The organism is Caballeronia sp. INML1 (genome assembly GCF_023631085.1).
GTDB classification, from domain to species: domain Bacteria; phylum Pseudomonadota; class Gammaproteobacteria; order Burkholderiales; family Burkholderiaceae; genus Caballeronia; species Caballeronia turbans.
The window spans coordinates 128,578-141,866 of the sequence record NZ_JALQDT010000001.1 but is presented as its reverse complement, the minus strand read 5'-3'; the positions used below and the strand labels follow the sequence as shown (position 1 = coordinate 141,866).

General features: G+C 62.7%; 14 protein-coding genes and 1 pseudogene. 9 read left to right on the top strand and 6 right to left on the bottom strand.

The genetic code is table 11. The features are described 5' to 3' along the window. Nucleotides 1–96 precede the first annotated feature (96 nt). Nucleotides 97–672, bottom strand: a complete 576-nt coding sequence (gene flhC / locus NCR38_RS00685) for a flagellar transcriptional regulator FlhC (RefSeq protein WP_061116799.1) — start codon at nt 670–672, stop codon at nt 97–99. 17 nt (nt 673–689) lie between these two features. Further along, the gene (gene flhD / locus NCR38_RS00680; RefSeq protein ID WP_250476187.1) at nt 690–1,007 is read right to left on the bottom strand and encodes a flagellar transcriptional regulator FlhD; all 318 of its coding nucleotides are present in this window, start codon (nt 1,005–1,007) and stop codon (nt 690–692) included. Nucleotides 1,008–1,662: 655 nt separating this feature from the next. On the opposite strand from flhD, the gene NCR38_RS00675 reads away from it, so the two are divergent. The 3 genes and pseudogenes from NCR38_RS00675 (at nt 1,663) to NCR38_RS00665 (ending at nt 4,313) form a co-directional block, all read left to right on the top strand. Further along, nucleotides 1,663–2,727 carry a glycosyltransferase family 4 protein gene (locus NCR38_RS00675; RefSeq protein ID WP_061116797.1) on the top strand — a complete coding sequence of 355 codons (1,065 nt, stop codon included), beginning with the start codon at nt 1,663–1,665 and terminating at the stop codon, nt 2,725–2,727. Nucleotides 2,728–2,988: 261 nt separating this feature from the next. Further along, nucleotides 2,989–3,686: pseudogene (aqpZ, locus tag NCR38_RS00670) on the top strand (aquaporin Z). A gap of 339 nt (nt 3,687–4,025) precedes the next feature. Beyond that, the gene (locus NCR38_RS00665) at nt 4,026–4,313 is read left to right on the top strand and encodes a hypothetical protein (protein ID WP_061116795.1); all 288 of its coding nucleotides are present in this window, start codon (nt 4,026–4,028) and stop codon (nt 4,311–4,313) included. Nucleotides 4,314–4,359: 46 nt separating this feature from the next. Here the strand turns inward: NCR38_RS00665 and NCR38_RS00660 are convergent, their stop codons facing one another. Together NCR38_RS00660 and NCR38_RS00655 are read right to left on the bottom strand one after the other, a co-directional pair. After that, nucleotides 4,360–5,199, bottom strand: coding sequence for a Cof-type HAD-IIB family hydrolase (locus NCR38_RS00660; protein WP_061116794.1), 840 nt, complete (start codon nt 5,197–5,199; stop codon nt 4,360–4,362). 33 nt (nt 5,200–5,232) lie between these two features. Next, nucleotides 5,233–6,150, bottom strand: a complete 918-nt coding sequence (locus NCR38_RS00655; RefSeq protein WP_250476177.1) for a BadF/BadG/BcrA/BcrD ATPase family protein — start codon at nt 6,148–6,150, stop codon at nt 5,233–5,235. Nucleotides 6,151–6,264: 114 nt separating this feature from the next. Here NCR38_RS00655 and NCR38_RS00650 point away from each other — a divergent pair, with 114 nt between their 5' ends. The 3 genes from NCR38_RS00650 (at nt 6,265) to NCR38_RS00640 (ending at nt 8,154) form a co-directional block, all read left to right on the top strand. Then, nucleotides 6,265–6,870 carry a DNA-3-methyladenine glycosylase I gene (locus NCR38_RS00650; protein WP_250476176.1) on the top strand — a complete coding sequence of 202 codons (606 nt, stop codon included), beginning with the start codon at nt 6,265–6,267 and terminating at the stop codon, nt 6,868–6,870. A gap of 464 nt (nt 6,871–7,334) precedes the next feature. After that, nucleotides 7,335–7,760 (top strand): hypothetical protein, encoded by a 426-nt coding sequence (locus tag NCR38_RS00645; protein ID WP_061116938.1) that lies wholly within the window; start codon nt 7,335–7,337, stop codon nt 7,758–7,760. Between the two features lie 16 nt (nt 7,761–7,776). Further along, nucleotides 7,777–8,154, top strand: coding sequence for a hypothetical protein (locus NCR38_RS00640; RefSeq protein ID WP_250476175.1), 378 nt, complete (start codon nt 7,777–7,779; stop codon nt 8,152–8,154). Between the two features lie 114 nt (nt 8,155–8,268). Here NCR38_RS00640 and rpsU read toward each other — a convergent pair whose 3' ends face one another. After that, the gene (rpsU, locus tag NCR38_RS00635) at nt 8,269–8,481 is read right to left on the bottom strand and encodes a 30S ribosomal protein S21 (protein WP_008351904.1); all 213 of its coding nucleotides are present in this window, start codon (nt 8,479–8,481) and stop codon (nt 8,269–8,271) included. A 348-nt stretch (nt 8,482–8,829) separates the two neighbouring features. Further along, complete coding sequence (locus NCR38_RS00630; protein WP_250476174.1) at nt 8,830–9,780, bottom strand: aldo/keto reductase; 951 nt, start codon at nt 9,778–9,780, stop codon at nt 8,830–8,832. A 245-nt stretch (nt 9,781–10,025) separates the two neighbouring features. Between NCR38_RS00630 and NCR38_RS00625 the strand changes: the two genes are divergently transcribed. The 3 genes from NCR38_RS00625 to NCR38_RS00615 all read left to right on the top strand — a co-directional run bounded on the left by NCR38_RS00625 (nt 10,026) and on the right by NCR38_RS00615 (nt 13,270). Continuing rightward, a complete protein-coding gene (locus tag NCR38_RS00625; RefSeq protein WP_061116790.1) occupies nt 10,026–11,186 on the top strand; it encodes a flagellin in 1,161 nt (386 codons plus the stop codon). 203 nt (nt 11,187–11,389) lie between these two features. Next, a complete protein-coding gene (fliD, locus tag NCR38_RS00620; RefSeq protein WP_061116789.1) occupies nt 11,390–12,952 on the top strand; it encodes a flagellar filament capping protein FliD in 1,563 nt (520 codons plus the stop codon). 18 nt (nt 12,953–12,970) lie between these two features. Then, on the top strand, nt 12,971–13,270 hold the full coding sequence (locus NCR38_RS00615; RefSeq protein ID WP_061116788.1) for a flagellar protein FliT: 300 nt from the start codon (nt 12,971–12,973) through the stop codon (nt 13,268–13,270). The last annotated feature ends 19 nt before the right edge of the window (nt 13,271–13,289 follow it).

The window sequence follows — 13,289 nt, the reverse complement described above, 5'->3', positions numbered from 1 at the left end:
GGTTTACGGCACTCGACTGAAAAACTTTGGGGGCAAATCGGCGGGGACGGCAAACGGTAAACCCCGCGTGGAAGCGGGGCTGCGCTGCAAGCGGCTTCAGGCCGCGATGCGCGGCGCAGACGCCTGAGCGCCGGAGGATGCAACCGCCTTGCGCGTCTTGCCCGCGCGCGACGGCGGCTGGCACAGACCGCAGACATAACCCGTGCGCAGATCATAAGCGTGCGCGACGAAGCGCCCGCCGCAGCGCGTGCAGGCGTTCGTCTGCAACATCCCGGATTCGAAGTAGCGCACGAGTGTCCACGCGCGCGTGAGCGACAGCACGGGCTCGTCGCCATAAAGCGCGGCATGCTCCAGATAGAGGCGGTAGCTTTTCACGATCGCCTGGATGGTGCTCTGCGTGCCTCCGGCGCCGCCGTGCTGGTCGATGAACCGGTAGATGCCGTGAAACAGCGACGAATGAATGTTCGGCTGCCAGGTCATGAACCAGTCCGTCGAGAACGGCAGCATGCCCTTGGGCGGCGACGCGCCCTTGAGCTCCTTGTAGAGCTTGATGAGACGGTCGCGCGACAGGCTCGTTTCCGCTTCGAGCAGTTGCAGCCGCGCGCCCAGCTCAATCAACTCGATCGCCAGGGTGATTTCGCGGACTTCCCCGACCACGCTTTTCGTCGCCATCTATTTTCGCGGGCGATTCAGGCGATCTGCTCGACGGGACCGTCGGCCAGCAGGATCGCTGCATGGGCGTGCGCGAGCGCAGCGCTCTTCTCCTTGTCGGCGAGCGATGAGAGAAGCGTGTGGTCGTCGAAACGAAAGCGGCACAGCAAATGGCTCGACGACGCGACTTTCACCGCCTGGGCGAGCGTGAGTGAGGTCAGCACTTGCGCGACCTGCTCGGAAAGCCCGAGGCGATACATCGCCGAAACGCGGTCTTCCTGAAGGAGCCGCTGTGCGAGGAGCAAGTACGACAGATTCACCTCGCGGATTTCCGCGAGCGTACTCGTATTGCTGATCGTCATGTTTTCCCCGAATCGATACTTTGGCTGGTCAGGCCCGGCGGGAACGTTTGCTCGAATTCGCAAAGGACAGCGAATGCGGCCCCGCGCACGTTGTCTGGTTTCGCTTCGATTGTCGCCGATGCTCGCGGCCGCGCCTGTCGGACAAACCTTCCGACGAGAAGACGGAGTTTCGCGAAGATTCATGTAGGAATATTTCTTACACGCCGAGCCCGCCGATTGCCGATCGGCAGACAGGAATATCGGCATTTATTTCGTCTGACTTAATGCCGTAATTTCGTTTTATCGAGGCCGGGCGTGCCGGAGAGACAATACGAGCAACGTCCTCCGCTCGGGAACGGGAATTGCTTCCTAAAACCCGCGGTGTGTTTCACGCTTCAAATCCGTCGACAACGTCTTTTTCGGTGCAATTTTTGACTTCGTAACAGCACATGTATCGCGCTGTAACAACGATAAGCGATTGAAAAATGACGTGAAATGCCGCTCTCGATACCGATAATGGGCAGTAAGGGATAACCCGGTCGCGATGGTTTTCAGCTCCGGGCCGATCTCGGGCGGCGTCTACACCATCACGCAGCCCGCCCGAATGGCATGTGTTGAGCGCTCGACCGGAGCGTGACTGCAATGCCTTACCTACATGGAGAGTCACGTTATGCGAATCGCACAAATTGCACCGTTGCACGAAGCAGTACCTCCGAAGTTTTACGGCGGCACTGAACGCGTCGTGTCTTATCTGACCGATGCGCTCGTCGAGCTCGGCCACGATGTAACCTTGTTCGCAAGCGGCGATTCCCAAACCAAGGCGACGCTCGACGCGGTGTGGCCGCGTGCGTTGCGTCTCGACCCGACCGTGCGCGACGCGCTCGCGCCGCACATGCTGTTGCTCGAAACCGTCCGCCAGCGCGCCCACGAGTTCGACGTGCTGCACTTTCACCTCGACTACATGCCGTTCCCGCTGTTCACGCAGATGGACACGCCGTTCGTGACGACGCTGCACGGCCGCCTCGACCTGCCGGAACTGCAGCCGATCTTCAACACGTTCACCAAGGCGAACGTCATTTCGATCTCGGATAACCAGCGCAGCCCGCTGCCGCAGGCGAACTGGCTGAACACGGTTTATCACGGTCTGCCGAACGAACTGCTGACGCCGCAGCCGCACAAGAAGCCGGAATATCTCGCCTTCCTGGGCCGCATCTGCCCGGAGAAGCGCGCCGATCTGGCGATCAGGATCGCGGCACAGAGCGGTCTGCCGCTGAAGATCGCCGCCAAGGTGGACAAGGCCGATCAGGAATACTTCAAGTCGACGATCGAGCCGCTGCTCTCGCAGGCGCATGTCGAGTTCATCGGCGAGATCACCGAGGCGCAGAAGCCGGAATTCCTGTCGGGCGCGAAGGCGCTGCTCTTCCCGATCGACTGGAACGAGCCGTTCGGTCTGGTGATGATCGAGGCGATGGCCTGCGGTACGCCGGTGATCGCGTTCAACCGTGGCTCGGTGCCTGAAGTGATCGATCACGGCGTGACGGGCTTTATCTGCGAAGACGTGCCGGGCGCAGTCGGCGCGCTGCAACGTCTCGATGAGCTGTCGCGCACCGAAATCCGCGCGCAGTTCGAACGCCGATTCAGCGCACACACGATGGCGCAGAACTACGTCGAGAGCTATACCGCGATGCTCCAGGCCGCGAAGCGCCCGGTGCTGCGTCAGGTTGCAGTCGGCTGATACCGCCGCCTGTTTGTCAAAATCGCATCGAATGCCGCCCGCTGCCGGGCGGCATTTTTTTATGCACGCGCCCTTCGGGCGCTGCGCTTTCCCCGCCCATAAGGAAGAATCCGAAGTCCAGTCCGATGCCCGTGAATCGAGAGCCGATCGACCATTTTTGACAGTTCGCAAAAGACTCCGCGCTTAAACTCCGCTGCGCAAGCGCGCCACGCGTTCTTGTTTTAAATCAACGGCTTTTCATTCTTTCACGAAGGCAGAATCATGCATTTGTCGAAGCGTCTCGGCGCTGAAGTTTTCGGTACTTTCTGGCTCGTGCTGGGCGGCTGCGGAAGCGCCGTGCTCGCCGCTGCCTTTCCTCAACTCGGCATCGGTTTCGCCGGCGTTTCGCTGGCATTCGGTCTCACGGTGCTCACGATGGCCTACGCCATCGGTCACGTTTCCGGTTGCCACCTGAATCCGGCTGTGAGCATCGGTCTCGCGACGGCTGGCCGCTTCCCGGTGCGCGATCTCGTGCCGTACATCGCCGCGCAAGTGATCGGCGCGACGCTCGGCGCATGGGTCATCTACCTGATCGCCACGGGCAACCCGAACTTCGAATTCGCGTCGAGCGGATTTGCCGCGAATGGCTTCGGCGAACACTCGCCGGGTCATTTCTCGATGGCGGCGGCGCTGGTCTGCGAAGTCGCGATGACGTTCTTCTTCCTGTTCGTGATCCTCGGCGCCACCGACGACCGCGCGCCGAAAGGCTTCGCGCCGCTCGCGATCGGCCTGTGCCTGACGCTCATTCACCTGATTTCGATTCCGGTCACCAATACGTCGGTGAATCCGGCGCGCTCGTCGACCAGGCGTTCTTCGTCGGCGGCTGGGCGCTCGACCAACTGTGGCTGTTCTGGATCGCGCCGATCGTCGGTGCCATTCTCGCGGGCGTGCTTTATCCGGCTCTGACGCGCCAGAAATAAGCGTCGGCGGAAAAATCAGCAGTAAAGGAAAACGGGCGCGACAGGCGCCCGTTTTTGTTTTTGCGCCACGGCGCCCCTTCGAATGATTAAACGGGCGCGACAAATGTAATGCCGAATTACGCAGCCTGCTTATGAATTGTCTCGGCGCCCTTTTCGCCACGAAACAGGATGACGCGAAAGCGCCGCCCGGTAAGGCGTTCAGCGATATCGCCCGATCAAGTCCGCTTCCCGCGTCCCTTACGCCGCCCTTGCACACCGTAACAAGTCCTCGAAGCATGTAAGACGGCGGGCGCTTACATTGAACTCATGCGACACACGTCGCCTTAAAGGAGAAAGACAATGAAGCGCATCGTCACCCAAATGCTCGTCGCGACCGGCCTTGCAATCGGTGCTGTGGGAGCGGCTCAGGCTCATAGCGATCTGCACATCGGCGTTTCGCTCGGCGCGCCGGCTTACGTGGCGCCGGCTCCGGTGTACGTGCGTCCTGCGGTGCCGGCGTATGGCGCGCCGTACTATCGCCATGAAGCGCCGCGCTGGCACCGTGGCTACGACCACGACTATGGCCGCTATGACCGCGCCGGCTGGAACCACCGCGGCTACGGCAACAACTGGGGCCACCGCGGATAAGCGCAAAGCGCCGCCGGCGAACCCGGCGGCCCGGCGCCACGGACGCTCAGTCGGGCGTCTGTCCCGGCGACGCCAGCTCGTCGCGGATACTGAACAGCTTGCGCAAATGGTGCGCGACGCCGGCCTCGAAGTTGTTCCCGACGCGCGGCACGTTCGGCAGCCGCTTGATGAGATCGGGGTTCGCGTTGTTCATCATGAACGGATGCCCGGCAGTTTCGAGCAGGTCGATATCGTTCATGTTGTCGCCGAACGCGACGCACTGCGCGGTATCGACATCGAGCCGCTCCAGCACGAAACGCAGCGCCCGTCCTTTTGATACGTCCGACGTCATCACTTCGAGGCAATCCGGCAGCGAATACGTGACGTAGAGCGAGTCGCCGAATTCCCGCTCGAGATTCGCGGCGATTTCCTTCAGATCGGCCGGATCGCCGATATACAGCACTTTCGCGATGTTCTCGCCATCATGCTCGCGCAGATCCATCACCTCGTACTTGAAGCCTGAATCCTGGTGAAAGACCAGCAGTTCGGGCGCGTGGCGGTCGATGAGCCAGGCGTCGTCGGCGAACAGATTGACGATGACGCGCCCATGCGCGCCCGCGAGATCCGGCTGCACGAGTCGGCGCACGGCGGCGGGATCGAGGTCGCGCGAGTAGATGCGTTCGTCGCCGGGCGCATGCACGCGCGCACCGTTCGACGTGATCAGATAGGCGTCGACGCCGAGCAGATCGCGAATGCCTGCGACGTCGCGGTAGTGCCGGCCCGTCGCGATGATGATGGGCACACCGCGCGCCGCCAGCGTGCGCACGGTTTCAGCGGTGAAGGGGTCCAGCTGATGGTCGCTGTTGAGAAGCGTACCGTCGAGATCAGTAGCGATGACCGAGTACATGACTGCCTTTGTGGTGCCGCAAAGCTCAGTATTTTATCGCGCCGGTCTGCAGGCAGCCCCGAATGCGGACGCCGCGCGCCGCGCCAGTTCGAGCGCGCCCGCCGCCGAATCCGCGCGCGGCGCTCGTACCCGTTCCCGCAACGCGGCCGGCACGAACGGCTCGTACGGCACGGCAAGTCCGCCGCACAACGCGACTGGCAACGCGCCCGACTTATCCAGCGCCGAGACCAGACGCTCTATTTCGAGTGCCGCGCGTTTGAGCAGCCGCGCCGCGACCGGATGATCGTGGAACTCGAACACGGTCGGCGCGAGCGTCGCGTAGGCGGTCTGGTTCGCGGCGCAGAGCCACACGACGAGACTGTCGCGATCCGTCGCGCCGGTGCGCGCGAGCAGCGCACGCGACCATTCGTCTTCCGCCGCGCGTCCATCGAGCACGCGCTGAAGATGAACGACCGCGCGCAAACCAAGCCACGCGCCGCTGGCTTCATCGCCGCTCGGGAAGCCGTAGCCGCCCGCGATGCGGCAAACGCCCGCCTCGTCCAGCGACGCCGCGATGCTGCCCGTGCCGAGCGCGACGATCACGCCGGATTTGCCGCCGTGCGCGCCGAGCACGGTCGTGTAGGCGTCGCTTTCGACGCTCAGCGCGCGCACGTCCGGCGCGCACGCATGAAACGCCGCGAGCCAGTCCGCGTTGTTCACACCCGCGAGTCCGCAGCCGAGCACGCAGTTGCGCCAGTCGAAGGGCAGCGCCGCGGCGTCGAACACGCGCCGGCACGCATCGCCGATGGATTGCCAGGCGCGTTCGACCCCAAGCCCGAGACCCGAAGGCCCGCCGCTCGCGCGGGCGAGTTCGGTGCCTTGCGCGTCTGCGAGGACCACGCGCGTTCCGCTTCCGCCGCCGTCGATGCCGAGCAGGAAGCCTTTGAATTCCGATGTCGAAGATGTAGTCATGCGCGCAAGCTTACCGGTGGCCACGGCGCGCGCCAATCGGCCGAATGGCATAGATGGCGCGGCGCGAACGTTCGGCTATGCTGGCGCGATCCAGAACAATGACGAGGACTCGCAATGGCAGACACCGATCACATCCGCTGCGCCTGGGCCACGACCGACGCGATGATCCAGTACCACGACGACGAATGGGGCGTGCCCTCGCGCGACGATCAGCATCTGTTCGAAATGCTCGTGCTGGAAGGCGCGCAAGCCGGCCTTTCCTGGTCGACGATCCTCAACAAGCGCGAAGGTTATCGGGCGCTCTTCGCGGCGTTCGACATCGACGAGGTGGCGCGCTTCACCGAGAAGGACATCGAGCGGATCGTGCAGGATGCGCGGGTCGTGCGTAACCGGGCGAAGATCGAATCGGCGGTGCTCAATGCGCGGGCCGTGCAACAGATCCAGCAGGAACACGGCTCGTTTGCAGACTTCGTCTGGTCATTCGTCGACGGCAAAACCATCGACACGCCGCGCGATGCCGCGAACCCCACGCCCGCGTCCACGCCTGAATCGGATGCATTGAGCAAGGCGCTCAAGAAGTACGGCTGCAAGTTCGTCGGCACGACCATTTGCTACGCCTTCATGCAGGCCACGGGCATGGTCAACGATCACGCCGCGAGTTGCCTTTCGCGAGGAAAACCCAAGACCAAACGGAAGGTCGTGGCCAAATCCGCACATTGAGGCAATTCCTATGCGGAAAATTTTTGCTTTTTGACAACATATTTGAGCACAGCACGCACACATAAGGGTAAATCCTGATGGAAGGCGATTTTTTTGCAGTGAAGCACGCGCAATCGCCCGAACTGCAAGGATTTTGGCCGGGTTTTCCGCACTGCACGAACGTACGGCCCGTGTAAAAATGGCGTCCTCGCGTGCGCTGGCGCACCTTTTTACCGGATCGAACCGTTATAACTGACGGTGCACGGACCGTTCACTGAGTGTAGAAATCCGACGCGAGCACACGGGGCCTTGTGAGACCGCAGGCCCAGGCCGGGAAACCGCCATGCTCGAGGCAGTGTCCGGGCGGCGAAGCGTTGATTCAGGTTGCATCACTTTCGCAACGACGCCGCCGCATTCGGAAAGCAGGTGCAGGTTCTCGAATACATAACGCTTGGCCGCTGCGCAGGGGCGCAGGGGAGATGATCATGAAAAGCTTGAACTTCCTGACCCATCAGGAGATTTTCAACGGCGCGGTACAGCATCTTTTCGTGCAAGGGCAAGCGGCTCTGCTGCCGCGCGGCGGCGGCGCGTATCGCGGATATTGCGGCGGCTGTCCTGTCGGGAGCTTCATCAAGCCGCGCGACTACATCACCGCGATGGAAGGCGTGCCCATTCGCTACATCGCGAAGCCGCCCGAGCAGGTGCCGGCGTACATGGATGTCGGCGTCGCGGCGCTCAGGCGCGCGCTCCTTCGTGCGCGCATCAACGTGTTCGATCCCAACACCGTCGAATTGCTCTCCTGCCTGCAGAACGTGCATGACGTCTTCGGCAGATGGGAATGGCGCGAACGTCTGACATCGATCGCGCGTCAGTTCGGGCTGTCCGCCGAACTTCTCAAAACGGCTGCGTGATATTGCAGGTGCTGTGATGTTGAGCCCTATTACGATGTTGAGCCTGAAGGAGATTTACGAGCGCGTCAGCGAGCACTTGCTGACGCAGCGTGCGGTGTCCGAAGACGACAACGGGTCGTGCCGGCTCCGAAGTCCGGAAGGCCGCAAGTGCGCGATCGGCTCGCTCGTGCGCGACGATCTGTATGAGCCGGAGCTGGAAGGCGTCGGGATCTCGTACTATCGGCACGCGCGCGACGGCGAGCTGCTGCGCGCGCTGTACGCATCGAACGTGAATGCCTACGATCCGAACGTCATCGATCTGCTGATCGAGCTGGAGGAAGTGCACGATTACGCCGATATCTCCGATTGGCCGGATCAGCTCGCGGCGCTCGGAAAGCGTCACGCGTTCGTGTGACGCCTGCAATCCTGTAGTTCGAGGCACAAACAAAACGGCGGTGCGCCCTTACGGGTCGCACCGCCGTTTTGCCATGCGGGTGAGGACCCGAAAATCCTCGCCCACGAAAGACGCTTAGTGCATCTTCTTCGGCAGCATCTGGCTGCGCAGGCGCTTGCGCAGGCGCGCGACAGCGGCGGCCTTCTTGCGCTTGCGCTCGGTGGTCGGCTTTTCGTACGACTGGCGCTCGCGCAGTTCGGCGATCAGGCCATTGCGCTCGATGGTGCGGCGGAAACGCCGAATCGCGACATCGAACGGCTCGTTTTCTTTGAGGACGATAGTGGTCATGTAAATCCTGAGTTTGCTAAACGTATTTTCAAGCGCGCGACGTTACGAGCTGCCGCGCCCCGGCACTCCGATCGTCCGCCGGACACGAAACGGCGCGACGGACACGAGCAAAGCGGCCACGGAGGCCGGAAAAGAGAGCGTTGGGATTCAGCCGCGGAAGCGGCATGCGCTTTCGAAAGAACCACACGAAGGCGCGTTTCGGAGCCGTTCGCCGCTGCTCGTTGACGTTGTCATTTTCAGAGGCGAAGGCAGGAAATCGGGCACATTTCTCGATTCGGGCGCGATGTTACCAGAACACCGCGCCACTGCCAACTCCCCCGATCCATCCAACTCATTGATGCAACAGATTTATTTCTGCCACGCGCTGGCTTCGTCGAGGAGCTGGATGTCGTCGGCGGCGAGTCGCAGGCGCGTCGCGGCGGCGAGGCTTTCCAGTTGCGCGACCGACGTGGCGCTGGCGATCGGCGCCGTCACGCTCGGGCGCGCGATCATCCATGCGAGCGCGACGGTCGCGGGCGTCGTGTCGTTGCGCTTCGCGACTTCGTCGAGCGCATCGAGAATCCTGAAGCCGCGCGGGTTCAGATATTTTTCGACGCGCGAGCCGCGTGTCTTGTGCAGCGTGTCTTCCTTCGACCGGTACTTGCCCGACAGAAAGCCGCTCGCAAGCGCGTAGTACGGCACGACCGCGATCTTGTGCCGTGTCGCCACCGGCTCCAGACCGGTTTCGTAGTCTTCGCGATCGTAGAGGTTGTATTCGGGCTGAAGGATCTGATAGGCCGGCAAGCCCGACTCCTTCGCGAGGTTCAACGCCGCGTCCAGCCGCTCGCCCGAGTAGTTCGACGCGCCGATCACCCTCACCTTTCCCGCCTTGATGAGCTGCTGATACGCGGCGAGCGTTTCATCGAGCGGCGTGTTCTCGTCGTCGTAATGAGAGAAGTAGACGTCGATGTAATCGGTCTTCAGGCGCCTCAGCGAATCGTCGACGGCCGCCGCGATGTTGGCCGCCGTCAGCCCGGCGCGCGTGGAGAGCTTGCCCACTTTCGTCGCGAGCACGACTTTGTGACGCTTGCCGCTTTCCTTGAACCACTTGCCGATGATCGTCTCCGATTCGCCGCCCTGGTGGCCGTCCACCCAGGCGGAATAGACGTCGGCGGTGTCGATGAAATTCAGGCCGTGATCGACGAACGCGTCGAGGATCGAGAACGACGTGCGCTCGTCGGCGGTCCAGCCGAACACGTTGCCGCCGAAGACGAGCGGCGCGACTTTCAGTTCCGATGTGCCGATGCTGCGTGTCTGCATGTGTGCTCCGAATGCGCGAAAAGGACGGACGAAAAAGGATACGCGGGAAAGCGGTGCCTTGCCCGGCGAGCTTCCGCAGGCTTACGAACGCATTCATTACACAAATCGTTTGCGCGGGGCCTTAAGTTTTTTTCGAGGGGCCCGATAACCACAAGTAGGCGGCCGGCTATCACCGAGCGCAGGACCGCCAGGCAACACTCGGTGCCAAAGCCAAAGCCATACAAAGTCTCCCAGGAGAGCAAAAAATGATCGGTATCAATAGCAATATCAACTCGCTGGTTGCCCAGCAGAACCTCAACAGCACGCAGAGCGCGCTGTCGTCGGCCATCACCCGCCTGTCGTCGGGCAAGCGCATCAACAGCGCTGCTGACGATGCTGCCGGCCTCGCGATCTCGAACCGGATGCAAACGCAGATCAACGGCCTGAACCAGGGCGTTTCGAACGCGAACGACGGTGTGTCGATTGCGCAAACGGCTTCGAGCGCGCTCTCGTCGATGACCTCCAGCCTGCAGCGTATCCGTACGCTGGCCGTGCAAGCCGCCAGCGGTTCGCTCTCGTCGAGCGACCAGGCTTCGCTGCAGAAGGAAGTGTCGCAGCAGATCGCTGAAGTGAACCGTATCGCTTCGCAGACGACGTACAACGGCCGGAACATTCTGGACGGCTCCGCTGGCAGCCTGAGCTTCCAGGTCGGCGCGAACGTCGGTCAGACGATCAACCTGGACCTGAGCCAGGACATGGGCGCGAATTCGCTCGGCGGCGGCATGGTTCAGAAGGGCAACACGCTCGGCACGTTCTCGAACCTGTCGCTGACGACGGGCGGCGGCTACACGTCTTCCGGCGCGGCGATCACCTCGATCAACGTGCTGTCGGACGGCAAGGGCGGCTTCACGTTCACCGACCAGAACAACGTCGCGCTGAACTCGACCGCTGTCTCGGCCATCTTCGGCACGGGCACCGCGGGCACGGGCACGGCTGCAGCGCCGCATGAAAACACGCTGTCGTTCAGCTCGGGCGTCGCCGGTTCGATGGGCGCGGCCGTGAGCTCCGCGATCGCCGACCTGACGAAGTCGATCAACAAGATCAACACGCCGGACACGGTGGCGAACCTCGACATCAGCACGACGACGGGTGCCAACGTCGCGCTGGTCTCGATCGACAACGCGCTGCAGACGCTCAACAACGTCCAGGCGACGCTGGGTGCCGCCCAGAACCGTCTGAGCGCAATCGCGTCGTCGCAGCAGGCTGAATCGACCGATCTGTCGTCGGCTCAATCGCAGATCACCGACGCGAACTTCGCGCAGGAAACGGCGAACCTCAGCAAGGCGCAGGTGCTGCAACAGGCTGGTATCTCGGTGCTCGCGCAAGCGAACTCGCTGCCGCAGCAAGTTCTGAAGCTCCTCGGCTAAGCAATCCGCCCAGGCAGCACCCGACGCCGGATCTTCGATTTCGAAGATCCGGCGTCGGGCCGTCACGGCGACGAAGCCGCGTTTCGACCGCTTGCGTGTGCGCCCGTACTCACGAACGCACACGCAAGAGGTTGTTTCCCGCAACGAGCAGTTGACTGCGATCACGCGCATTCAATCGACAGCGCGATACACGGAGTTACCCGATGTCCACGATCAGTACGACCACCACGGCGGCGACCGCCGCGCAGACCCAGGCGGCTGCAAACGCGGCGCTTGCCGAAGCAGCGCAATCCATCATCAGCGGCGCGACCGGTAACTCGTCGATGGATGTCAATTCGCTTGTCACGGCGATGGTGAACGCGAAAACGGCCGGCCAAAGCGCATCCCTGGCCGCCGCGCAAACGAACGACAACACGAAGCTTTCGGCGATCGGCACGCTGTCGTCGGCGCTTTCGACGCTTCAGACCACGATGACGAGCCTGACCGACGGTTCGCTGATGTCGACGTTCACGACCAACGTGACCGGCACGGGCATCACCGCGACGGGCGCCACCGGCGCCGTGGCAGGCAGCTACGACGTGACGGTCTCGCAGATCGCGAAGGCGCAATCGCTGACCTCGACCGGCTTCACGACGGACAAGCACCTCGGCACCGGCACGATGCAGATCACCGTCGGCTCCAAGTCGATGTCGATCAACATCACGAGCAGCAACAACACGCTCTCGGGCATCGCCGCCGCCATCAACAACGCGTCGGGCAACCCGGGCGTGAGCGCGACCATCGTGACGGGCACCGACGGCCAGCACCTCGTGCTCAACTCCACGACGACGGGCGCCTCGAACGTCATCTCGACCACGATCAGCGGCGCGGCGGACGGCAGCGACCTGAACAAGCTCGCGGTCTCATCGACGGCCGGGCAGAACGGCGCGGCTTCCACGATCTCGGACGCATCCGTCAGCAACGGCTGGTCTCAAAGCGCCTCCGCGCAGGACGCGATGTACAAGGTCGGCGGCGTCTCGGGCACGAGCTCGAGCAATACGGTCACGAGCGCGATCAAGGGCGTGACGCTTAACCTCACGTCGGCGGCCGTGACGACGCCCGCGAGCACGCAGACGGTAACCGTCACGCAGGACACGTCGTCGATTTCGAGCGCGATCTCGAACTTCGTCAACCTGTACAACACGGTCGTCTCGACGATCAGCTCCTATACCTCGTTCGACAGCACCGCGTCGGTCGGCTCGCAGGGCGGCGTGCTGCTCGGCAACTCCGCGGTCAACACGATCAAGAACCAGCTTTCCGCGATCATCGGCAGCGCGGTCGGCAAAGGCAGCGGCTCGATCTCGCTGGCGTCGCTCGGCATCAACCAGGTTTCGTCGCTCGATGCAACAGCGGAGCAGCCGGCCGGCACCCTGACCATCGACACCGACAAGCTCAACAGCGCGCTGACGAACAATGCGACCGGCGTGTCGCAGCTCTTCAACGCGATCAACGGCGTCGGTGCGCAGTTGACCGACAAGATCACGAGCTATCTCGGACCGAACGGCCTGCTCACGTCCGAGACCGACTCGATCAACAAGGATCTCGCCAACATCTCGACGCAGCAGACGACGTTGACCAACTATGCGGCGCAACTCACGTCGGACTACAACGCGCAGTTCACGGCGCTCAATACGCTGATGGCGAACATGAACCAGAACACGCAGTACCTGACGGCGCTTTTCGGCGGCACGAACAGCGCGGGCGCCATGGCGACCAACAAGTCCTAAGACCCGGGAACCGACACGATGAACCAGGATGCACTCGTCGAACAACTGTTCGCACTGACGAAGGACATGGAGGCGGCGGCCACGCTCGCGGACTGGCCGCGCGCAGCGGAACTCGATGCCGCGCGCACGCCGCTCTTGCGTGCGCTGACGCGCGAGCAGGGCCCGCAGGCGCTCGCGAAGATCAGGGAGATTCAAGGCATCGACGCCGCTGTGCTCGCGCACGCGAGTGCAATCCGCACCGGACTCGCCACCGAATATCACGCGGCGATGACGCGCGTGAATGCGGCAAACCGTTATCAGCAAGGCGCACGGTTCTAGACGTCACCGCGCATCGTTT

Coding starts and splice junctions, on each gene's coding strand:
- flhC (WP_061116799.1), bottom strand. CDS start 672: ATGGCGACGAAAAGCGTGGTCGGGGAAGTCCGCGAAATCACCCTGGCG.
- NCR38_RS00675 (WP_061116797.1), top strand. CDS start 1,663: ATGCGAATCGCACAAATTGCACCGTTGCACGAAGCAGTACCTCCGAAG.
- NCR38_RS00665 (WP_061116795.1), top strand. CDS start 4,026: ATGAAGCGCATCGTCACCCAAATGCTCGTCGCGACCGGCCTTGCAATC.
- NCR38_RS00660 (WP_061116794.1), bottom strand. CDS start 5,199: ATGTACTCGGTCATCGCTACTGATCTCGACGGTACGCTTCTCAACAGC.
- NCR38_RS00655 (WP_250476177.1), bottom strand. CDS start 6,150: ATGACTACATCTTCGACATCGGAATTCAAAGGCTTCCTGCTCGGCATC.
- NCR38_RS00650 (WP_250476176.1), top strand. CDS start 6,265: ATGGCAGACACCGATCACATCCGCTGCGCCTGGGCCACGACCGACGCG.
- NCR38_RS00645 (WP_061116938.1), top strand. CDS start 7,335: ATGAAAAGCTTGAACTTCCTGACCCATCAGGAGATTTTCAACGGCGCG.
- NCR38_RS00640 (WP_250476175.1), top strand. CDS start 7,777: ATGTTGAGCCCTATTACGATGTTGAGCCTGAAGGAGATTTACGAGCGC.
- rpsU (WP_008351904.1), bottom strand. CDS start 8,481: ATGACCACTATCGTCCTCAAAGAAAACGAGCCGTTCGATGTCGCGATT.
- NCR38_RS00630 (WP_250476174.1), bottom strand. CDS start 9,780: ATGCAGACACGCAGCATCGGCACATCGGAACTGAAAGTCGCGCCGCTC.
- NCR38_RS00625 (WP_061116790.1), top strand. CDS start 10,026: ATGATCGGTATCAATAGCAATATCAACTCGCTGGTTGCCCAGCAGAAC.
- fliD (WP_061116789.1), top strand. CDS start 11,390: ATGTCCACGATCAGTACGACCACCACGGCGGCGACCGCCGCGCAGACC.
- NCR38_RS00615 (WP_061116788.1), top strand. CDS start 12,971: ATGAACCAGGATGCACTCGTCGAACAACTGTTCGCACTGACGAAGGAC.